Raw genomic sequence first — 18,855 nt, forward strand, 5'->3', positions numbered from 1 at the left:
GATGGCCAAAAAGGACAGTTCTCCGCGGCTTGGTCGCGGCCTCGCGGCTCTTCTGGGCGATCAGGCGCCGCAACTCGCCCGCGCCACACGCGCGAACGCCCAGCCGCAGCAGCACTCGTCCCTGCCGGTGGATGTTCTGGCCCCGAGCCCCTTCCAGCCGCGCAAGGACATGAACCCCGAGCGTCTGTCCGAACTGGCCGATTCCATCCGCTCACGCGGCGTCCTGCAGCCGCTGCTCGTCCGGCCTGACCCGGAAAAGCTGGGCCATTACCAGATCATCGCCGGAGAACGCCGCTGGCGCGCCTCACAGCTCGCAGGTCTGCACAGCGTCCCTGTCCATATCCGCGAACTGGACGATACGGACGCCATGGCCGCCGCTCTGGTGGAAAACCTCCAACGCGCGGACCTCAACCCAATCGAAGAGGCCGAGGGCCTGCAACGCCTGGTCACGGACTACACCCTGACGCAGGAAGAACTGGCCGGCGCCGTGGGCAAGTCACGCCCCCATATCACCAACACCATGCGCCTGCTCAACCTGCCGCCGGAAGTCCGCGCCTACGTCCGCAACGGTGAACTCACGGCCGGTCACGCCCGTGCCCTGCTAACCCATCCCGATCCGGTCGCCGCAGCCAAAATCGTCATAGCCCGTGGCCTCAACGTGCGTCAGACAGAAGCCCTGACCGGCGGTAAAAATACCCTGACACCGGCCAAAAAGGCACGGGACGCAGAAATCTTGCAGATCGAAAACGACCTGTCCTCCCGCCTCGGACTGAAAGTCCATATTTCCTACAACGGAAAAAAAGGCGGCTCCCTGAAAATCGACTACACGTCCCTGGAGCAGTTCGAGAGCGTCATGCGCCTGCTCAACCGCAGGTAAACCATTGAAATAAAAGGTTTTTCATTTTTTCAGCACTAAACTGCACGAAAAGATGAAAAACCCCTTGCAGCCCGGGGCAGAATCCCGCTATAAGCCGCTCCACCGGTAGACGGGCCATGGGCACATAGCTCAGTTGGTAGAGCAGCTGACTCTTAATCAGCGGGTCCAAGGTTCGAGCCCTTGTGTGCCCACCATGCCCGTCTCCGGTTATTCCCTTGAAAATCTGCGATTTTTAGACTGTCCCAACAGCCTACAAGGCTCTTGCTGGATTTTGGCTTTGCGGACTCTGCGGATCTCCCGGACTCAATCCGGACTCATCTGAAAAAGATTGACCGTCTTTGCTGTCAGCATGACTCGAAGGCAAGACGATGCCGAACAGCAGCAGCAACAACAGAAACCCAACTTTCGGTTTATGTTGAGACCCTCTCTTACCGGGGTGCGAACTACCCCCGGATGGCACCCCCTCCAGGAAGGACCCAAACGTTTTTCCGGGCACCCTCCCCCGCCTGCCAGCACCACTTCTTCTCCCCTGCGAAAGATATGCATTTTCTGCATACCCTTCGGGTCTCTGGCTCTGCCTTTCTCTCCCTAGCATCAAAAACGGTGTTAAAGGTGTTAAGGTGTTATTCGCATCCCAACCCATTGTTTTATATGGTCTTTTCAATAACACCTTTTGGGATTGCCCCGTAACACCTTCTAAAAGGTGTTATTGATCGCTCGCACAATTTCCCGGAAAACTGCGGTTTTCTTCTATCGGTCGCTTCTGGGTTCAACTCCGCTCTGCCAGCCTCATATGGACAAGCCATGCGCATAACGCATAACAAGACGAAAATTGCGGGAAGGAAACTTCCTGCGCTGACCGCGCAGACCACACATCCGGGCCGCGCCGGACCAGTCCGATCTCAGGACCCAGCAGGCAGAATGCGGTAGACGCTGGCCCTCCAATGCCCAGGCGCTTTGCGCCCGGCGGTGGAAGTCCCCACCCTCTTTTCTGATCGAATGATTTGCCGCCCGACTGCCTGAAGAGTCTGCTCCTGAATTGTCAGACCTTGGCAAAAGGAGACCGCCTCAGCGGTCCCCCTCCTCCGTTCCGAGGATAGACGCCTTCACCTCATAGGCCCTGACGTTGCGATGACCAGGCGGAGAAATGACTGCAGAGTTCTTTGCTTTCCCCGGCAGCAGGTATCCCGTCTCAATCAGCGTCTGCACAGCATTGCGCCGGTTCAGCCCCGCCAGAGCTTCGGACATCCCTTCAGCGGTCAGGAAGTAGCGCCATTCATACCGTCCGCCGTCTCCCTTCATCCAGCGCTTCCAGCCTGCCCGGTTCTGAGTACGGAACCGTTCGCCCGGCGGCTGGCTCTCTTCTGATTGCGCAGCATCCCCTTGGACAGGATCAACCCAGCGCTCAAACCGGGCCTCACCATTCTTGGCAATGAAGTCGCGTAGCTGGGCTACTGCCTGCTCATCCTCTCGCCGTCCGACCGTGCCACGCTCTGCAAGCCATGCCTCGAAGCAGATCCCCGCCATCACGGCGGGCGTGTCCTGATCCCAGCCGGTCAGCCCGTATTGCGTCGCCAGCTCACCGGCCGCCGCCACCATCGCAAATCGTGCAGCGACACTCCGCACCTGTCCCGAAGCCTCTGGGTAAGACTGCAACCATTCGCGCATGATATCGCCCATCCGGACCCGAAGCCGATCCTGGACAACCTCATTCCCTGACTGCGCCAGATCCTCTGTGAGCCGATGAAGAAACGCACGCAACGGTGCACCAAAATATTGCCCCGTGACCACCCGCAGATGACGGGCAAAGGCGTCCGGCGTGTCGTGGTCATGGACATGCTCAAACAGTCCCTGCCCATGTCCGGCATCAGCAGGCAGATCCGCAAACCGCACTTCCTGCCCGGCCTTTGTCGCCTTTCCGGCCTCCCGGTTCAGATCGGCCAGTCCGAGCTCACCGGTAGACAGAAAGAGAATGCGAAACCGCGCCACGGTCCGCGCTCCACCCGTGCGAGAAGCACGCGCCTTTCCCTGCCCATTCGAAAGCAGATAGGCGACCTCACCAGCTTCACGCGGATCCAGCTGTCCAATTTCATCCAAAGGCAGCAGCACATCACAGCTCGCCAGCGCCGTGCTTTCGATCCCGTTTCCAGTAGAGCGCCAGGAGCGAATATAGCCTCCTGCCCCATTCTGAGGCGTGCCACCACAGACCGACGCCGCCACCCTTAAAGCCGTGCTCTTGCCCAACCGACTGGAACCCTTGAACGAGATACCGCCGCCTTCTTCACCCAGCAGCCCCAGAAGCGGCGCGGCAAACGCACAGGACGCGGCAAAGACCAGCCGGCTGTTTTTCATGCACAGCGCACCAATCTGGATCTTCCAGTCCTCAACCGTGCCAGCAACTCCGAACAGCGATGCTTCACGATCCAACGTCTGCAACACCACTCGCTCAGAGGTCTCTCCCAGCGTTTCATCTGGCAGGACAAACACATCCCCGCCGCCAAACCGATGCCAGCCGATCCGCGTGACACTTCTGGCCCGCTGAGAACTCTGCAAGCTCGCCAGCCATTCCAGGAAAGCCGCCTTGGCTTTAGCGCCTGCGCCCAGCGTGAGGCCACCATCTGCCAACCGTGTCCGGATCTCATTGCCATCACCAGCGAACAGGGCACGCGCAAAGGCTTCCTCATGTCGATGACCGTCACGATCCTGCCAGGCAAGAAGCAACCCCCAGTTCTGCCCAGCCTCATCACGTGATTCTCCCAACACCTGGACGGGACCACAGAGGAAAAAGGGAGCACCATCACCATTCCGACGCCAGATCCCATCATCTCGATAAATGAACCGCCGGTCTTCACTGACCTCCTGCGCTTTCGCGCTGCCCTGATTGGCTTCCGGAAACTGGACCACCTTGGCGTTCTCAATTCCCTTGCGAATATCAGACCGACCGTTCTTCCTGCCCGTCTGTGTCTTTTCCCCGGAGGACATCGTTCCAGTCTCCATGTACGATTTCAGGCATGGCGAGCCGAACTGTGCGGCCCTGCGATGCGAATTTCTTGAGAGCGGCTTCCAGAGCACGACGGGCTTTTTCATTCCCGCTGTCATTGTCAGCCGCGATGATGATGTCTTTGAGAGTGTCCGGCAGAGCGACGGCCGCCATGTTGCTGAGCGACACAGCCGACAACACCCGGAACTCAGGGCAGGCCACAGCCACGGACAGCGCCGTCTCGATGCCTTCCGCGATGACCGTCACGTCACCTTCCGGAGCCACGCCCAACGCCTTGCCCGATGCCCCACGCCACAGGCGCACGCATCCGCCCGCGAATGATCCCAGAACTTTCTTGGCGTTCTGAAGGTCGGCCTTTACCCAGCCGCCGGGCGTCTCACCCAACCAGGTCCGATGCACAGCCACTAGCTTTCCGGATGGTCCGCAGATGGCCGCGATCATGGCGGGAAGCGGTCTCTGCACCTCGGCACACCAGACAGACGGATTAAACCGCAGCGCACCAGGAGCGCGGCCCAGCTCACGCAGAATAATGCCCCGCCCGGCGAGATACGCCTCAACCGGTGTTCCGGCGATACCGGCCGGAGTGTCATGCCAGAGCTTCCGCGCGGATGCCCGCTTGCGCTGGGCGTCCTGATCCAGATCCTCACGCCCGCGATCCAGCGCAACTTGCCTGCGCTCAGGAGCCCGAAAGGTCGGTGCAGCTCCGTCACCCAGCCCCAGCCAGCTGACAGCCCACTTCATCGCCTCCCGCCGATCTCCCGCGAACAGGACGGCCGCTACCAGATCCAGCGCATCGCCGCGCTCGCCTGAACTGAAGTCAGCCCAGACACCTGCCCGGGAACCATTCAGATGGACGGCAAGGCTCTGTCCCTTTTCGCCCGCCAGAGAGCCACACCGCCATTCCGCACCGTCCTTCCGGCCGTTTGGCAGAAGCTCCCGCGCCAGAACACCGATGCGCTCTGCCAACATCCGCGAGAGCGTGCCCGCATCGTACCTCATGCGGGTTCAGGCTTAGCGTACGGCCAGACCATGAAAACGGGGCCTGCCTCAGCTAGTGCGTCTGAGAGATCCTCACAGGCATCTTCCAGAGAGGGCACGTCATCAGCCACTCGCCCTTCACGTTGACAAGCCTGCAACGCCTCCAGCCGATCATTTGCACGATCGATGAATAACTCTACCGCCTGAACAGCAGGCACCGATGCCAACAGATTGCGATGTGCCATCCGAGCGAGGAGACACTCTGCCCCCCAAAGCGCTGGCAGTGTCAGATCATGAACAGGGATTATTCCTTGATCATCTAACCCACCAGAAACATCAACCTGAGGCCACCAGCCGGATTCCATATTCTCTACGACTTGTCGCGCCTCTGTTAGCGCATCTTGGCCATTTCTGAACGGCCATGGCACGTTCTCGCCGTTGCACAAGACCAGGTCGGCAGCCTGACGAAAAACTGCCATATCTTCTACGGACCATTCCGGCAGATCGTCACATTGTGTGGGAGCAACCAGCCCCAAGATAGCCAGTTCGGCAATACCGAGACGAAAACTCGCAAAACCGACACTCATGACCTGCCCTCCTGAGAAGAGCCAGGCAAAACTACGATGTCGCCTGCCAACCCGACGATCGCCTTCCCAGCGATCAGTCTTTCCGCTGCTCTATCGCGCTTTCCAGCCAGTGCAAGAATGCTCTGCCAGCCAATGGCATCAAGCCCGCGGCGAGCCTCCACTGCACGACAATCCTCATCCAGACTGATCCGAAACCAGATCAGCGCTGCTTTCAGAGACCGAAAGTGATCTGCGGCTTCTTTTTCCCCATTCACCTGGACCAAAGCCGCGAAAGAATCATCAGCTAAGAGGATCTTCCGCAATTCGGACCACGCCGCCATAAGCCCAACCACCGCAGCCTGAGAAGGGACAGGCCGAAACTGATAGCGACCGTGGCGCCGAAGCGTTTCGTCCATGCTCGGCCTCCAAAAACTATTCCAAACATAGTCGTCACACCCCCGACAGAATTTCAGGAAGCGGACCAAGATATTCGGCTTTGAATCAGCCGGAGGAGCCCAGAGCGGAACACCCATCTGAGAAGCCCGAGACACAGCAGAGGGAGCAGCATGAGAAGTTGTCAGCATGCTGGCCGCCCCTTCTGAGAACGTACTGTTGCGTCAGCCGTGGACTGCACAGAGCGCTCAGAAATCCAGCGTTCCAACTCCGCAACGCTATAACCGACACGCCGCTTGCTCAGCTGGACGAAAGCAGGCCCATTGCCACTTAGCCGCATCGCCTGAAGTGTCCGATAACCTAATCCAGTCATTGCAGCAGCCTGCCGTTCAGACACAACCAACGGCGCGGGGGAATCCCCTTTATGCTGATGAGAAAGCATGAAATTTTACCTTCCTAGCATTACAGACTTCAGCATTACGCCGAGCCCGAATGATGCGAAGATGTTTGAGAAGGTCTCTTGAGATCAGCCAGTTTGGTCAGAAATGAATTACTGACCATTCCAATTATTGGCAGATTTCCGGGCGTCTTCCTTTTCTGCCTCTAGCTTTGCACTTTCTTCTTTAACCACCGTTCGGACCTTGGTCAGGCTGAGCTCTAGTCCGTTTTTTGCGAGCTGATCCAAAACGTGCTGCTCGCATTTCGACTGCTTTCCATATTCGGAAAGGCGCTCGCCTTCTTCTTCTAGCCAGCCACGCGCGACACTTCTGGCAAACTTGGTCTCGGCTTTTTCAGGTCGACCAGGGCCACCCGGCTTTTTCACACTGGAGACGGCAGGCTCAAATGCAGCAGTCTCTTCCGCCCGGAATATTTGGATGCACTCCACCGGGATCCAATCGGGCGTTCCGCACTGCACCCAGTAAGACCGGAAAAAATCTTCAAAAGACGACGATTCTGTTCTCGGGTCCGAATACTGGAGGGCACATCGCCTCCAGGACTCATTAGGGGGCGTCTGATAATCACCTTGACGCCTCCTATAAAATCTAACTCTTTCGACACCAGAACAAAGAAAGGTTACGATCTCGCCTTGCAATAAAGAAACGGCCGCGTCCATGCCGTTGAGTTCTGGCGGCCTCACTGGTGGCCGCATATTGCGAGCTGGCGATGTAGAACCGTGGACACGAGCATTATAGGCAAAGTACGACTTTGCAAACGCTCTTGCCAAAGCAGCATAACCGCCCTTTGACTGACAGGCTTCCCAAGCGACACGGCACTGATCCCAGACCTGCGCAGAGACGATCTCAGGCAAGGCGTCAATCAGCCCTATCCATTTGCCGGTAGTTTCTTCCATAGCCGCCCCACGCCAGCCGTCCCCACGCATGAACTGGAGCGGCGCGGCGGGCCAGACGTGGGGTTCCGGCGTTCGGCGGCCAGACCTAGCCGCGCCAGCTCCAACCATGCCCCCCGTGCAAACCGAGAACAAGCCCTGAACAGAACCGGCCCGCGTAGAACCGCTCGATCGTAATGCAGTCCCGTTCATGCCGGCATCTCCACGCCCTGCCAGAGCTGCCCGAACAGTCCATGCTCCTGGTCTGGCATCTGGAGCGTTACTGCATCCACCACCTCGCTCAGATCGCGCTCACTGGCTTTCATGAGAACCGGCAACGCAGAGGACAAGCACCTCACCACCCGTGTCACATTCTCTGAGCGGTACAGAGGAGCGCTTCCACCAACCGGCTCCAGATCCACCGCCCGAAGAGTTTCCAATGCTGTAAAGACCTGCACAGCAGCATCAGCCAGCGACCCGGACGGCAGAAGTGGCAGCATATCGTGCAAGGCGCGCTCCACGCTTTCCGCCGCAGCAGCATCCAAAGCAAGCTGCCTCTGCTGCACAATCTCTGTAGGCCCCGTCAGAACCTCGACAGCGTCCGTCCGCTGATCCTTGAGCAGCTGGGCCCGTCGCATCCGTTGCGCGATTTCAAAAGGCCCAGACACAGCCACAGACGTAAAAACAGGCGCTTGCACCGGATCTGCCCGCATAACCTGCGCCTGATCCCGCAGGATCGCCGCAGCCATCTGCCCGAACCAGTCCGGAGCCTCCGCAATCAGGCGATCATAATCCATCTGAGGGCGCCCCAGTGCGGCCAGAGCTTCCATCTGAGCCTTATGCCCTTCCGGCGTCGTCGCCCGCTGCACCAGAAGATCATCCAGCAGCTCACGCGCCCGATCGGAAACAGCCTGAGCCTCAGGGCTGGCCGGCTCTGCCTCCATCAGATCATCCTTGGCCCGCATCACCTGGACAAACTCGCCACACAAACGAACCAGAACAGCGTCAGAAGAAGACTGCTTTGCAGCACAATGGGCCGCATCATTTTTGATCGTCTCGACCATCACAGGAACCCTCCCTGCATGTCTTCCAGCAAGGAGCGCATCAGGGCCTCCCGCATATTTCGCGGCACCACCGTATCTCCCAGGACGAGACGCACGGCCCGGGCCTTGGCTTTGAGACCGTCCCTGCTGGCCGCTTTGGTTTCACAGACCGCCGACATCAGCATCTGACGCCGGGTCAGAAGGCCGCCCAGCTGAACAGCGGTCAAATTGCGCGCTGTTTCCATCTGGCGATGACGCTCCCGCTCCGTTGCCGCCAGATCCGCGCAAAGCTCGACCAGACGCGCATCAACAGGCGGCGCACAGACCGTCACAGGATCTGCCGTGATTGCATCCGTTCCCGTCATGGCTGCCAAACCGGCGAGACGGGCCAGACCGGCTACAGTCTCCGTTCTGGCTTTGGATTGATTGTGCGTCATGGCCGTGCTCCCCCCGCTTTCGCAGAAGCCAGCAGAAGCGAGGGTCTGGCATGATGATGAACGGATTTCGCTGGACCGTGCAGATGCTCCGGCTGAGCCAGTGTCAGGGCAGAAAGCAGGAACAGACCTGCACCCAGAACAGCAGGGGCCGCCTCAGATACAAGATGCACAGACGCAATCACTGCCCGGCACAAGCCGGACGTGGTAAAGGCATGAATAGCCATTGCCGAGTACTCCCTCGGATTGTGGTTAGGTCGGTTTGGGAGCTTGCACCTTCCCTACCGGCCGCAAATTTCTTGCCCATATATCCGAACACAGTTACGATCTCTCTGCAATAAAAATCGTATCAGGGTTCTGATTTTGCTACCTGTTCAATGTAAGATGGCGCGTGCCGCCATAGCTTGGGGCGTCCGTGATTTGGCTCGTGAAGCCAATGTATCGCCGGATACGATTGCCCGGCTCGAACGGGGCGAACCCCTTAAAGAGAATACGATCACCGCCATCCGCAAAGCCCTGGAAGCCGCAGGCGTAGAATTCATCCCCCAAAACGGAGGCGGCCCCGGCGTGCGCCTGCGCACCCCATAATTTCACACTCAAAATTTTTTGGAGATAGATATGTCTAGTTGTCCTGGAAAAATTCGTGCCACCAACGTCAACCATGTGACGATAGGACAGAAATATTGCATGTGGCTGAGCTTGGACGGCTCCCAAGGAATCGCAGTAGAAATAATTGGATGGAGACTTTCAAGCAATCCGACACAGCCGGTTGAAGCCCCCACACAATTAAAAGGTATGGACCCAAACTATATTCTTCTCGTGAAAGAAATCTCCACGGGAAATACACTCACCATAACTGACACTCATGATAACGGCGGAGCCATGTACTACAAAACAAAGCGCGCCACTTTTCACGAGATTTGAAAATGAGCAACATGGGCAGATTATAATCTGCCAACCAGCTCAGCACACCTAACCGTGCGAAATCGGACTCTACTACAGAGATTCGCTTGACCGTGTTAATTTTCTGTCCCACATTTGAGGAGATAAAAATTAACACGGTGTGGTCATGGGCTTTCCTGCAGAACGTATCGTCAGAACAGACGAAGAAGACGTTATCACTCGTCTGGCAGAGCATTTCGGCGTCACCCGAGACGAGTTGATCCATGTGATCAAAATGGCCGTTGGAGCGCGGCGTAACACAACAGCCGACAACCTTCGGACCGCTCCTGGCTGGTACTCTCATGATGCGGGCACTCAGGGATTACGCCTCATTTTCCGGGCCAAAGGTTGGGATGCTCTTTATGAAAACGGCGTTGAAGGCGTTTTCAATCCCAAAACTGGAATGAAGATTATCTTCCAGAATGTTTATCGTGCAGCAGACGTCAAAAACGATCCCCGCGCCATCTCCGAAAAGGGGACTGCCTCTATCGATTTAATCGCCGGGGCTCAACCTGATCTCTTCATTAAAAAGCCTGCCACCTCTCTCTCTACAGAGAACCGAGGAGAAGCATGGTATCTATGCGTCAGCTGCGATGAGCACATTGGAGTTTGCGCTGAGCTCTCGCGGCCGCTGCGCCTGCTCAACAAACAGTTTGCTGATTTTCACGAACGCATCTTCATCGTGAAGAAAGGTGAGCTCGAAAACGTCTCGCTGGACAACGATCTCGATATGCCCCAGCAGGACTACGATATTCAGATTTCGAGAAAATAAGACGGTATCATGTTCAACCCATCGCGTTTGACACTTGCCCGCCAAAGGCGCGGCTTATCCAGTCGAGCGCTTGCCGAGATGGCCGGCATTACGCCGGTCACACTCTCTCGTATAGAGAACGGCAAAAACGCGCCCGAACCCGACACTGTGCGCAAGCTGACCCTGACCCTCGATTTCCCGGAAGAGTTCTTTTTTGGCGAGACCTGCGAAGCTCCATCACCTGAGGGTGTCAGCTTCCGCAGCATGAGCTCCATGACCGCCCGTGAGCGGGATTCTTCCAGAGCCGCCGCTCCCTTTGCCTATATGGTTCAGGACTGGGTGGATGCACGCTTTAATCTGCCCCAACCTGACCTGCTGGATCTCTCAACTGAACGAGACCCGGCGGCGGCGGCGCGCGCCCTGCGAGAGCATTGGACGTTAGGCGAGCAGCCCATCAGCCATATGATCAAACTGATGGAGTCAAAAGGCATCCGGGTTTTCTCTCTCGCAGAAGAGACACTGAGGGTGGATGGCTATTCGTGCTGGCGCGACAATACGCCCTACATTTTTCTCAACACCATGAAGTCAGCCGAGCGAAGCCGTTTCGACTGTGCCCATGAACTGGCGCACCTGGTCCTTCATCGTCACGGCGGACCAGGACAAGGCAAGCAGGCAGAAGTGGAAGCCCAGCAGTTCGCCGCATCCTTTTTGATGCCCGAGGCTGATGTCCGCGCAAAGCTCCCCTTTGTCACCTCGCTGGACCAGATCGTTCAGGCCAAAAAGCGTTGGGGGGTATCAGTTTCTGCCTTGGCGTACAGACTCCATAAGCTCAAAACCCTCTCTGACTGGCAGTATCGCGGGACGGTGATTGAACTTGGAAAACGGGGTTACCGTACGACAGAGCCACACCCTCTGGAGCGTGAAGAATCAGCGGTCTGGAAAATGGTTCTCGAAGATTTGTGGCGCGACCGTCTGACCAAACTTGAGATAGCAAAAGCTTTGGGGTTGCCGCCTATGGAGGTTGAGAAACTCCTTTTCGGCCTTCTGCAGTCACCTAGCAGCGGATCGACCCTGCGCCCAGAAAAAAGCCCGAAGCTTCGGGTCGTCAGTAGCACTGGGCGATGAGAAACCTGCCAACCTGTAAGTATTTTTTACAGGTTGGCGCTTCCTATTTAATTTCCGACTGCACTTAATGCTGGGTCCATTGCGCGCTGCTGGCTGATCCCATGGATTTTCAGCCCAAGCGAAGCGCTCTTCACCTTCACCGAAGAACCAGGTGGAGCATTACGGTGATCGATCTCCACACGAAGGGCTGCAATCTTTCCTTCAAGTGCGCTGTTCGACGATGGTGGAGGTGGAAGCACAGCAGGCCGAAGCCCATGATCGATAGCAGCAGAGGAGAGATTTCCAGGGCCAACTTCCATGGAAGTAATCCCTTCGACCATCGCACGCATCACGTTCGGATCCTGAAGCGCCAGGTGGTCATGCGGTCCAATGTGGAGCCGTGACGCCAGAAAGCTTTCGTATCGCGCCGTATCGTTCTCATTGGGCGGCGCATAATGCGCAAGGATGGACGAAATCGTATCATCGCCGCGCGTTCCGTACCGCAGCAGTTGCCCTCGTAGGGCCTGTATCCCTGCATCCATTGTCGGGAACGAGGCAAATTTTGGTAACAGAACGCCTTTTTCGAGCGTTGCGCCAGTTTGACCTGCAAAGAGCAGATTTCCAGGGTTATTATTCCGGATCCCTCTCGGCTGCTTCAGCCATTGCGAATATGCGGCTTGTTCCGCGTAGCTACGTCCAATCCCTAGCCGTGATAGCTTGTCATCCCAGAAAGAAGCATTGTGGAGATATTTGTCTGCGTAATGCTCAAGCAGCGCGCCCCGTCCAGAATTATGAAGAGATTGCCAGGTTTTATAGACAGCGACGGCCGATCCCGCTGCGACGCCGATTGCAGTAAACCCCGCGGCAATACCGCCCAACGATGTCACCAGGACCCCAAGACCAGCAAGAATGGGCGCTGCGTACAGAGCTGACAAACCAGCAACGGCTCCGAGGCCTGCTGTCTTCCATCCTCCTAGAGCATCTACGACATGCAGGACCTCTTCATAGACGCCGCGAATATCGCCCTTAATTCGATCCCACCCACCGGTCCGTAACCAGGTTATAAAACGGCCCACATATCCAGAAATATCCTGAGCAATCCATTGCCGATTTGCTGCAATCCAATCACGCATTTGCTCAACAACGGGCCGGATAACCGGTTCAACCGACTGGGCAAGTGAAAAGCCAAACCCCTTAACCGCCAATTCCAGCCCAGTCTGCGCCTGACGAAGCCGGTCAGCTGCATCAGCCCCGGCCCGGTTCATGGCGCCGAGCCGTTCAGCTTCTTTGACGTTCGCCTGATACTGCGCCTCGGTCTGCTGAAGGATCGGCATCAAACCCTGCGCCGCTCCACCGAAGATCTGCGTTGCCGCGATTAACTTGGCGGCCGGGTCACGGATCGACCGGATACGCTTGGCAACCCGCTCAAACATTTCGTCGGGCTTCATGTGCTGCAATTCCTGCAGGCTGATACCTAATGCCTTGAACTGTACGATCGCCTCCGGCGCAAAACCGTGGGTTGCTTCCCATCGGGTCTGAGACAGCCCTTGCAACGCACCGGACATGGCGTCAGCAGAGCCACCGGAAAGACGCGCCGCATTCTGCATCGCCATCAGGCGGTTGGGGGCCATTCCCATGGAGTTTGCTGCGGTTCGAAGGTTCGTCCCGAACTGCCCCCAAGCACTGGCGAGCCTGTAGATGCCGGCAAGGGATGCTGCGCCCGTTATGCTGCCAAGAACGGGGACGATCTGCGAGAGAGACTGGAATGCTCCTACGCCAGCGCGCTCTAGGCTGGTAACTCCTCCCTGAACGCGCCTCAGACCCGTTACGTTTGAGAAGCGGTCCATGGCCGCCTGCGCACGCCGAACCGGAGCCTGCATCGCGGCAATTCGTGCATTTATACGTTCCACCGTCTGAGACGCGCGATCGACCGCTGAGATCGTAACTTTTACGCCGGAATTTGCCATAGCTCAGTTCCTCTCATGAGGATGGCCAAGGACAGGCAGCTCGCAGCAAAAAGCACTGACATCGGCATACGCATCCTTTTTCAGGATTTCTTTCACTTTTCCCCATTGCGATTGAGCCGCCACCAATCGGCCAGCATAACCTGCATGCAGCCTCTGCTCGTTAATTCCTGATCCCATACAGGCAGAAAGGGCCCGTTGATCGGCTCGCATCGGAGCATTTTGGGGATAAATCTGTGCTCCCAAGGGAATATAAACAGGACGCTGTAGAAAGTTCACATGTGTGAGCCCCCACAGGTCGATGAGCTCCTTCAGATAGTTATCCCATGCTGCGGTAACGCGTTCTGACCGCTGACTCGCCAGAGCAGCCATGAGCATGTGCACCGTATTTTCAAGCTCGTCTTTCAATTCGCTCAAACGTTCGGCTGTCGGCTTGCCTTCGCCTTCCTGCTTCTGCAGGTAATTTTCTGCCGCAGACAACTGTTCTTTCAGGTTGTCTCGCTTGGCCTTTTTATGTGCCAGACGATCCGGAAGGGTAAGCGAGGAAACTGCATCTCCCCCCATAATTCCCTGAGAGATTTTTTCTCTATAAAACTCCTCAATCTCCTGATCGACAGAGACAACCAGCTCAAATTCCTTACGCAGAGCCGAGATCAAATCCTGCGTTTTTTGGCGCAATTCGTATTCCTGCTCCTGCCGAGCGTCGAGAACATGAATTTCTTTTTGAACAGAAGCCAAATCATCCCGAAGGGACATCAAAGCGCTCCGACCAGCAGACGTTAAAGCTGTCATACATTCCTCATTTTCTAAAAAAGACACTTGATGAATCAGGCCTGCCCTTGATGTCTGCGAGACCAACGAATGAGCCTATCTCCCGGCCGAACGCCTGCCTCGCTTTGGACTGCAGTTGATGGGCGATCGGATGCAGTTTCTGTCGGCTTCTGCGTGCCGCTTCCCTGGTAGCTTCGCGACCAACGAATAAGTCTGCCTCCAGGGCGTAGCTCTGCTTCGCTCTGAGCTGCAGCCGACACGTTTCCAGATGCAGTTTCTGACGGATTTTGCGTAGTGCGCTTTGATTGACTGAGAAGGCGATCACCTGGATGCATCTCAGTCTGCTTTTCACTTCCTGTAGCGCCGGTTTCCATACCAGCGTTCAGATGTGAAAACCTTGAAGCGGTTTTCCTTGAAGAGAAAGATGAAGGTTTGAGCTTCTTTTTCCGGAGATAAGCAAACGGAGAGCAACTCATAGTTTTGCCTTTCGCGATGAAATATTTTTCGAAATCCATTCATCAAAATGAGATCTCTGAACGAATACCCGCCCCCCCACACGAGTTACGACTGGGCCTTTATTTAAAGAAAGGTATCTTCTGATCGTCCTCGGCGTTACCCGAGACAGTCGAGCCACTTCTTCCACGGAGAGAAAATTTGTTAATGTCATATTTTCCACCTGTTTTTCTCTTATTTAAGAAATGACAGAATGAAGTTTCATGGCAATAGGAGAAATTTTAGGAATTTTCTATTTGTTTTATTTTCTACGCAACGAGACGCAAAGAGACGCAACTAGGATATTATCTTGTTATCACGTTTATGTTACCTAATAACTGCAACACTAAATGCCGACTGAATGTTTTCCTCAGCGACCATTGATCCTCAGGAAAAAGGACTGCAGTTTCATTTCCCTCAGCGGCCAAATTCCAGGAGTAGTCAGTGCGCGGCCTCAATCTCAGCTTCCCTCTCCTGATTCTTGCGCTGCTCTCTCCTGCCACCGCCCTGGCAGACGGCGTTTTTCATCCCACCGGGCAGTCCTTTGCCTGTGTGAATCCACGAGCCACGCGCGCACTCGCCAATCACGCGGATCCGCGCCAGAACGATCCCGGTTGGGTCCATTTCGTCATCACGGATGGCCGCTGCTTTCAGGTAGATCCCAGCGAGAAATGGGAACAGATCAGTCAGGAGAACGGACTGCTCCTCTTGCGCCGCGACCCGCCACGCACTGGCATGCCGCCACTGTTCTTCCTTCCCCAGCAGGTATCTTCCGGCGTCCCCATACCTCCTCAGCCTTCTGCCGAGGCCCCAACAGACGGTCCGGTGCAGCTTGCCCCTGTAAGCCCAGATTCAGAGCCCCCACAGTCTTCGGACAAGGCCACCGATGTTCTGCCGAAGGGGTGGGAGAAACCACGACATGACGCGGAACCGGCAGCTACCGAAGTATCAGAAGATAATTCTTCACCACGAAAGGCAGCGCCTTCCCTCTCATCTTCCAACGTTTCGGACTCGTCGCCAGATACAGAGACAGGATTTGGCGGCTTATTAATTTTCACTCCGCTTTTAATAGGCGCCATTGGATATTTCGCTTTTCGCGAACGTCGCCGGGCCACCCGTGAACGTCGGGCGTGGGGGATTATCGACAAAGAGATCCGAGACCAGGCTACGGCCTTGCAGATCCGCCGCCTGCAACTGGTGACGACCGACGCTTATGGCACGATCCATCTGACCAAATGGGCCAAGGAAATCGGCTATTTCTGCAATACCCGTATCCTGCCACTCCTCCAGGTTGAAGGACTGACGGACCAATGGCCGCTTCTCAAAGCCCGTGCAGAAACCCGGATTGAGGAGATCGCCCAGCGTACACCGCCCGGCGCTGTCCTCAATCAGAAGCCCCTGAGTGATCCGCGTGTGTTTGATCCTCAGATGGACCCCTTCGACTACGAACGGCACTGCGCTCTGCTCCTGGAGCAAGCGGGATGGGACGCCCGCGTAACACAGGCCAGCGGCGACCAGGGCGCGGACATCATCGCCACCAAAGGCGGCCGGAAGATCGTGGTGCAGTGCAAGCTCTATAGCCAGCCTGTCGGCAACAAAGCCGTGCAGGAGATCTACACTGCCAAGCAGCACCAGCAGGCTGATGAGGCTATCGTGGTATCAAACGCCGGCTACACTATCCCAGCCCGTCAGCTCGCAGCCACAACGGGCGTGCATCTGCTGCACCATCAGGAGCTGGCTTCGTTTTGTGAGCGTCTGGCGGCTTAGAAGACCTGATTGTTATGCCCTACGCCCAACTTGTAAGAGTTGTTTACGAGTTGCCACCTTCATGGTTTTCGGAGTGCACATCCTCTACCCACGAATCTTATGAATTTGCAATTGTCTAGCTATTTTTTGGCTTGACGAACACTGATTCTTGTCGGCCGCGATTTTTTCTCCCATATAAGAAATGTGAGATAAAAACGTCGATTCGCAGACTGCACAGGTACCTATTGTAAGTGAGGAGGGAGTGATGACTGTACTTACCATGACCCCCGAGCAGGTCCTTTCGGCATATTGGGAGCGAGGGAAGCTTCCTATTGATCCGGAAGTAATTGCTAAAAAAGCTGGTCTCCGCGTGGAAGACATGGATCCTTTTCGTGAGAACGAAGAACAAAACGCTATTGGTGCATATTGGCCTCCTGAAAAAGGCAAGCCTGCTGTTATCGAAATTGACAGAGATGAACCCATCAATAGAGTGCGCTTCACCTTAGCACATGAATTAGGGCATCACTTTCTAGGCCATAACGAGAAAATGCATCGCGATACGACGAAGCAGTTTAACATTTACAATTTCGACCCACGCGAAAGTGCAGCAAATAATTTTGCAGCAAAAATTCTTATGCCTGCGCAATACGTAAAAGTATTGATCGAGAATAAAAAAATTGTCGACCTAAAAGAGCTTGCAAAAATATTTCGCGTTTCTGAAGTGGCCATGAAAATTAGGCTAGAAAACCTTAATTACATTAAACCATGAGCGACAGCACAGACCAGTCTGATGGGACAGTGAGCCCTTCAACAATTCAGAACGTTAGATCTGAATTGTTGAACGATGACGAAAGAAAATCATACCGAAATAAGCTATTTTGGGTATTTGGCATAATATCCCTCGTGTTCCTATTGTCTGTTCTTATTGAAATCATAATTATTCTTTCAAGAGGATCTCTTGCGGAAGTGTATTCCAATGCAAACTGGCATATTGGAATATTTATTGTCTCTCTTCTTATTATTCTTTCATCTATCGGATTAACTATATTTCTATCTCTTCTCAAGATGGCTTCGTTTGCTGAAAAACAAGGCGAAGATGCAGATAATTCTCTTGATGATCTTCTACCTACAACCCCACAGTGGGAAATGATTAGAAATATAATGGATGCTTGTAGGGGCGGAACTTAGATCTTAAGAATCTGTCTTATTGATTTTTTGTGCCCAAATCTCGAGAGCTTCAGCTCTTTCCTTCAAGAACTCATGACGCTGATAAACGGCCGCCACTCCCTTGATCGTTCCCTGCACATGATTCAGCACCCGATCCGCCACATGCGGCCCCACCCCTAAACGGGCCATGACCGTCACACCCGTTCGTCTGAAGTCATGTAACCGCCAGCCCAGCGCAGGCAGAGCGCAGACTTCTTTTCCCGGCGAATTTTGAGCCCGCTCCGCCTCAATCAGCTTCTCCAGCCGTTCCTTGGCCCCTGAGAAGTCCGAGATGGGCGTCCTCCCGGTATTCGTGAAGACGTAGGCGGAGATGGCGTCTGTCTTTGAATCTGTCTGCCTGTGCAGCGCTGCCAGGACATGCCGCGCCGGTTCGGAGAGGTGGACGATGTGGGCTCTGCTGTTCTTCGTCCGTTCGGCCGGAATGGTCCAGGTCGTCAGATCCGGCGAGATCTCCTCCCACCGCATCTCCGCAACCTCTGTCCGGCGTTGAAGAGTGAGCAGCAGCAACCGGAAGAACGGTCCGAAAGGATAGGCCATCTGTCCGGCCGCCCGCCAGATTTCACCGATCTCGTCATCCGTCAGAACGCGATCCCGCGAAACCTCCCGTCCTTCCACAATCAGGCGGGCAAACGGATTATCATCCACCAGCTGACGCTTTACGGCCCAGGCATACATGGCGCGGGCATAGGCTTGCAGGCGCCGGGCCGTGGTGGGGTGCTCTGCTGCGATCTCATCCAGCCGCGCCTGAAGCTCAGAGACGGTCAGGGACTGGGCAGGACGACCAAGAAACTGCTGGAAATTATACCGGATGCGCTGCGGCCCCTCCTTTTTGTAGACCGCGCTATGTTCCCTGAGCGCCATGCTGGCCCAGCGATCAATCAGGACATCCAAGGTCAGGGCATCTATTGCGGCCTGCGCCGCCTGCTCCTGAAGGGAGGCTTGATAGGCCACCACCTCCGCCTTGCGCTCGCCCACTGGATCTCCGCCAGCCAGGACGCGCCCACGGGCTTCCTCAGCCATTTTCCGAGCCTGGGCAATCGTGACGGCCCCATACTCTCCCAGCTTGAGGCGACGGACCTTCCCCGCGTAGCGATACTGAAAGAGGAAGATCTTTGCTCCGGTTGCCGTGACACGAACCAGAAAGCCCTTGGTCTCCATATCCGAAAACAAGGCATCCCGTTTGCCCGGCGGGCAGGTGAGGGCGTCTATTTCCCGTTTTGAAAACCTCATATCCGAGGC

The 18,855-nt window shown here is 55.9% G+C and carries 20 protein-coding genes and 1 tRNA gene; 9 read left to right on the forward strand and 12 right to left on the reverse strand.

What is annotated here, in order from left to right; all coding sequences use genetic code 11:
- The first annotated feature begins 1 nt into the window (after nt 1).
- Nucleotides 2–877 (forward strand): ParB/RepB/Spo0J family partition protein, encoded by an 876-nt coding sequence (locus HKD24_RS05585; protein WP_194259383.1) that lies wholly within the window; start codon nt 2–4, stop codon nt 875–877.
- A 118-nt stretch (nt 878–995) separates the two neighbouring features.
- Nucleotides 996–1,071: transfer RNA gene (locus HKD24_RS05590), tRNA-Lys, on the forward strand.
- Nucleotides 1,072–1,945: 874 nt separating this feature from the next.
- Here the strand turns inward: HKD24_RS05590 and HKD24_RS05595 are convergent.
- The 8 genes from HKD24_RS05595 to HKD24_RS05635 all read right to left on the reverse strand — a co-directional run bounded on the left by HKD24_RS05595 (nt 1,946) and on the right by HKD24_RS05635 (nt 8,846).
- On the reverse strand, nt 1,946–3,859 hold the full coding sequence (locus HKD24_RS05595) for a DUF927 domain-containing protein (protein ID WP_194259384.1): 1,914 nt from the start codon (nt 3,857–3,859) through the stop codon (nt 1,946–1,948).
- Nucleotides 3,810–4,877: a DUF7146 domain-containing protein gene (locus tag HKD24_RS05600; RefSeq protein ID WP_407646353.1), complete on the reverse strand. Its 1,068-nt coding sequence runs from the start codon at nt 4,875–4,877 to the stop codon at nt 3,810–3,812. The genes HKD24_RS05595 and HKD24_RS05600 overlap by 50 nt, the downstream gene beginning before the upstream one ends.
- Entirely contained in the window at nt 4,874–5,443 is a 570-nt protein-coding gene (locus HKD24_RS05605; RefSeq protein ID WP_194259385.1) for a hypothetical protein, read from the reverse strand. The genes HKD24_RS05600 and HKD24_RS05605 overlap by 4 nt, the downstream gene beginning before the upstream one ends.
- A complete protein-coding gene (locus HKD24_RS05610) occupies nt 5,440–5,838 on the reverse strand; it encodes a hypothetical protein (protein ID WP_194259386.1) in 399 nt (132 codons plus the stop codon). Before HKD24_RS05610 ends, HKD24_RS05605 begins: the two co-directional genes overlap by 4 nt.
- A 527-nt stretch (nt 5,839–6,365) precedes the next feature.
- Complete coding sequence (locus HKD24_RS05615) at nt 6,366–7,166, reverse strand: hypothetical protein (RefSeq protein ID WP_194259477.1); 801 nt, start codon at nt 7,164–7,166, stop codon at nt 6,366–6,368.
- A gap of 185 nt (nt 7,167–7,351) precedes the next feature.
- Nucleotides 7,352–8,206 carry a hypothetical protein gene (locus HKD24_RS05625; protein ID WP_194259387.1) on the reverse strand — a complete coding sequence of 285 codons (855 nt, stop codon included), beginning with the start codon at nt 8,204–8,206 and terminating at the stop codon, nt 7,352–7,354.
- Nucleotides 8,206–8,622, reverse strand: coding sequence for a hypothetical protein (locus HKD24_RS05630; RefSeq protein WP_194259388.1), 417 nt, complete (start codon nt 8,620–8,622; stop codon nt 8,206–8,208). Before HKD24_RS05630 ends, HKD24_RS05625 begins: the two co-directional genes overlap by 1 nt.
- Nucleotides 8,619–8,846 (reverse strand): hypothetical protein, encoded by a 228-nt coding sequence (locus tag HKD24_RS05635; RefSeq protein WP_194259389.1) that lies wholly within the window; start codon nt 8,844–8,846, stop codon nt 8,619–8,621. The genes HKD24_RS05630 and HKD24_RS05635 overlap by 4 nt, the downstream gene beginning before the upstream one ends.
- A gap of 157 nt (nt 8,847–9,003) precedes the next feature.
- On the opposite strand from HKD24_RS05635, the gene HKD24_RS15270 reads away from it, so the two are divergent.
- The 4 genes from HKD24_RS15270 to HKD24_RS05650 all read left to right on the forward strand — a co-directional run bounded on the left by HKD24_RS15270 (nt 9,004) and on the right by HKD24_RS05650 (nt 11,437).
- A complete protein-coding gene (locus HKD24_RS15270; RefSeq protein WP_228124192.1) occupies nt 9,004–9,207 on the forward strand; it encodes a helix-turn-helix domain-containing protein in 204 nt (67 codons plus the stop codon).
- A gap of 30 nt (nt 9,208–9,237) precedes the next feature.
- Entirely contained in the window at nt 9,238–9,543 is a 306-nt protein-coding gene (locus HKD24_RS05640; protein WP_194259390.1) for a hypothetical protein, read from the forward strand.
- Nucleotides 9,544–9,688: 145 nt separating this feature from the next.
- Entirely contained in the window at nt 9,689–10,333 is a 645-nt protein-coding gene (locus HKD24_RS05645) for a hypothetical protein (protein WP_194259391.1), read from the forward strand.
- A 9-nt stretch (nt 10,334–10,342) separates the two neighbouring features.
- Nucleotides 10,343–11,437 (forward strand): helix-turn-helix domain-containing protein, encoded by a 1,095-nt coding sequence (locus HKD24_RS05650; protein ID WP_194259392.1) that lies wholly within the window; start codon nt 10,343–10,345, stop codon nt 11,435–11,437.
- Between the two features lie 47 nt (nt 11,438–11,484).
- Here HKD24_RS05650 and HKD24_RS15535 read toward each other — a convergent pair whose 3' ends face one another.
- From HKD24_RS15535 to HKD24_RS15565, 3 genes are all read right to left on the reverse strand, one after another.
- The gene (locus HKD24_RS15535) at nt 11,485–13,383 is read right to left on the reverse strand and encodes a hypothetical protein (protein WP_322783285.1); all 1,899 of its coding nucleotides are present in this window, start codon (nt 13,381–13,383) and stop codon (nt 11,485–11,487) included.
- 3 nt (nt 13,384–13,386) lie between these two features.
- Nucleotides 13,387–14,136, reverse strand: a complete 750-nt coding sequence (locus HKD24_RS05660; RefSeq protein WP_194259393.1) for a hypothetical protein — start codon at nt 14,134–14,136, stop codon at nt 13,387–13,389.
- Nucleotides 14,137–14,623: 487 nt separating this feature from the next.
- The gene (locus tag HKD24_RS15565; RefSeq protein WP_407646355.1) at nt 14,624–14,818 is read right to left on the reverse strand and encodes a helix-turn-helix domain-containing protein; all 195 of its coding nucleotides are present in this window, start codon (nt 14,816–14,818) and stop codon (nt 14,624–14,626) included.
- Between the two features lie 998 nt (nt 14,819–15,816).
- On the opposite strand from HKD24_RS15565, the gene HKD24_RS15275 reads away from it, so the two are divergent.
- The 3 genes from HKD24_RS15275 (at nt 15,817) to HKD24_RS05680 (ending at nt 17,577) form a co-directional block, all read left to right on the forward strand.
- A complete protein-coding gene (locus HKD24_RS15275; protein WP_228124193.1) occupies nt 15,817–16,410 on the forward strand; it encodes a restriction endonuclease in 594 nt (197 codons plus the stop codon).
- Nucleotides 16,411–16,654: 244 nt separating this feature from the next.
- Nucleotides 16,655–17,158 carry an ImmA/IrrE family metallo-endopeptidase gene (locus HKD24_RS05675; RefSeq protein WP_194259396.1) on the forward strand — a complete coding sequence of 168 codons (504 nt, stop codon included), beginning with the start codon at nt 16,655–16,657 and terminating at the stop codon, nt 17,156–17,158.
- Nucleotides 17,155–17,577, forward strand: a complete 423-nt coding sequence (locus HKD24_RS05680; protein ID WP_194259397.1) for a hypothetical protein — start codon at nt 17,155–17,157, stop codon at nt 17,575–17,577. The genes HKD24_RS05675 and HKD24_RS05680 overlap by 4 nt, the downstream gene beginning before the upstream one ends.
- Nucleotides 17,578–17,580: 3 nt before the next feature.
- Here the strand turns inward: HKD24_RS05680 and HKD24_RS05685 are convergent, their stop codons facing one another.
- The gene (locus HKD24_RS05685) at nt 17,581–18,846 is read right to left on the reverse strand and encodes a tyrosine-type recombinase/integrase (protein ID WP_194259398.1); all 1,266 of its coding nucleotides are present in this window, start codon (nt 18,844–18,846) and stop codon (nt 17,581–17,583) included.
- Between the last annotated feature and the right edge of the window lie 9 nt (nt 18,847–18,855).

The organism is Gluconobacter vitians (assembly GCF_015244565.1).
Lineage (GTDB): Bacteria > Pseudomonadota > Alphaproteobacteria > Acetobacterales > Acetobacteraceae > Gluconobacter > Gluconobacter vitians.

Bases quoted from the DNA above. Each gene is read 5' to 3' on its own strand.
- HKD24_RS05585 (WP_194259383.1), top strand. From the start codon at position 2: ATGGCCAAAAAGGACAGTTCTCCGCGGCTTGGTCGCGGCCTCGCGGCT.
- HKD24_RS05595 (WP_194259384.1), bottom strand. From the start codon at position 3,859: ATGTCCTCCGGGGAAAAGACACAGACGGGCAGGAAGAACGGTCGGTCT.
- HKD24_RS05600 (WP_407646353.1), bottom strand. From the start codon at position 4,877: ATGAGGTACGATGCGGGCACGCTCTCGCGGATGTTGGCAGAGCGCATC.
- HKD24_RS05605 (WP_194259385.1), bottom strand. From the start codon at position 5,443: ATGAGTGTCGGTTTTGCGAGTTTTCGTCTCGGTATTGCCGAACTGGCT.
- HKD24_RS05610 (WP_194259386.1), bottom strand. From the start codon at position 5,838: ATGGACGAAACGCTTCGGCGCCACGGTCGCTATCAGTTTCGGCCTGTC.
- HKD24_RS05615 (WP_194259477.1), bottom strand. From the start codon at position 7,166: ATGGAAGAAACTACCGGCAAATGGATAGGGCTGATTGACGCCTTGCCT.
- HKD24_RS05625 (WP_194259387.1), bottom strand. From the start codon at position 8,206: ATGGTCGAGACGATCAAAAATGATGCGGCCCATTGTGCTGCAAAGCAG.
- HKD24_RS05630 (WP_194259388.1), bottom strand. From the start codon at position 8,622: ATGACGCACAATCAATCCAAAGCCAGAACGGAGACTGTAGCCGGTCTG.
- HKD24_RS05635 (WP_194259389.1), bottom strand. From the start codon at position 8,846: ATGGCTATTCATGCCTTTACCACGTCCGGCTTGTGCCGGGCAGTGATT.
- HKD24_RS15270 (WP_228124192.1), top strand. From the start codon at position 9,004: ATGGCGCGTGCCGCCATAGCTTGGGGCGTCCGTGATTTGGCTCGTGAA.
- HKD24_RS05640 (WP_194259390.1), top strand. From the start codon at position 9,238: ATGTCTAGTTGTCCTGGAAAAATTCGTGCCACCAACGTCAACCATGTG.
- HKD24_RS05645 (WP_194259391.1), top strand. From the start codon at position 9,689: ATGGGCTTTCCTGCAGAACGTATCGTCAGAACAGACGAAGAAGACGTT.
- HKD24_RS05650 (WP_194259392.1), top strand. From the start codon at position 10,343: ATGTTCAACCCATCGCGTTTGACACTTGCCCGCCAAAGGCGCGGCTTA.
- HKD24_RS15535 (WP_322783285.1), bottom strand. From the start codon at position 13,383: ATGGCAAATTCCGGCGTAAAAGTTACGATCTCAGCGGTCGATCGCGCG.
- HKD24_RS05660 (WP_194259393.1), bottom strand. From the start codon at position 14,136: ATGTCCCTTCGGGATGATTTGGCTTCTGTTCAAAAAGAAATTCATGTT.
- HKD24_RS15565 (WP_407646355.1), bottom strand. From the start codon at position 14,818: ATGACATTAACAAATTTTCTCTCCGTGGAAGAAGTGGCTCGACTGTCT.
- HKD24_RS05675 (WP_194259396.1), top strand. From the start codon at position 16,655: ATGACTGTACTTACCATGACCCCCGAGCAGGTCCTTTCGGCATATTGG.
- HKD24_RS05680 (WP_194259397.1), top strand. From the start codon at position 17,155: ATGAGCGACAGCACAGACCAGTCTGATGGGACAGTGAGCCCTTCAACA.
- HKD24_RS05685 (WP_194259398.1), bottom strand. From the start codon at position 18,846: ATGAGGTTTTCAAAACGGGAAATAGACGCCCTCACCTGCCCGCCGGGC.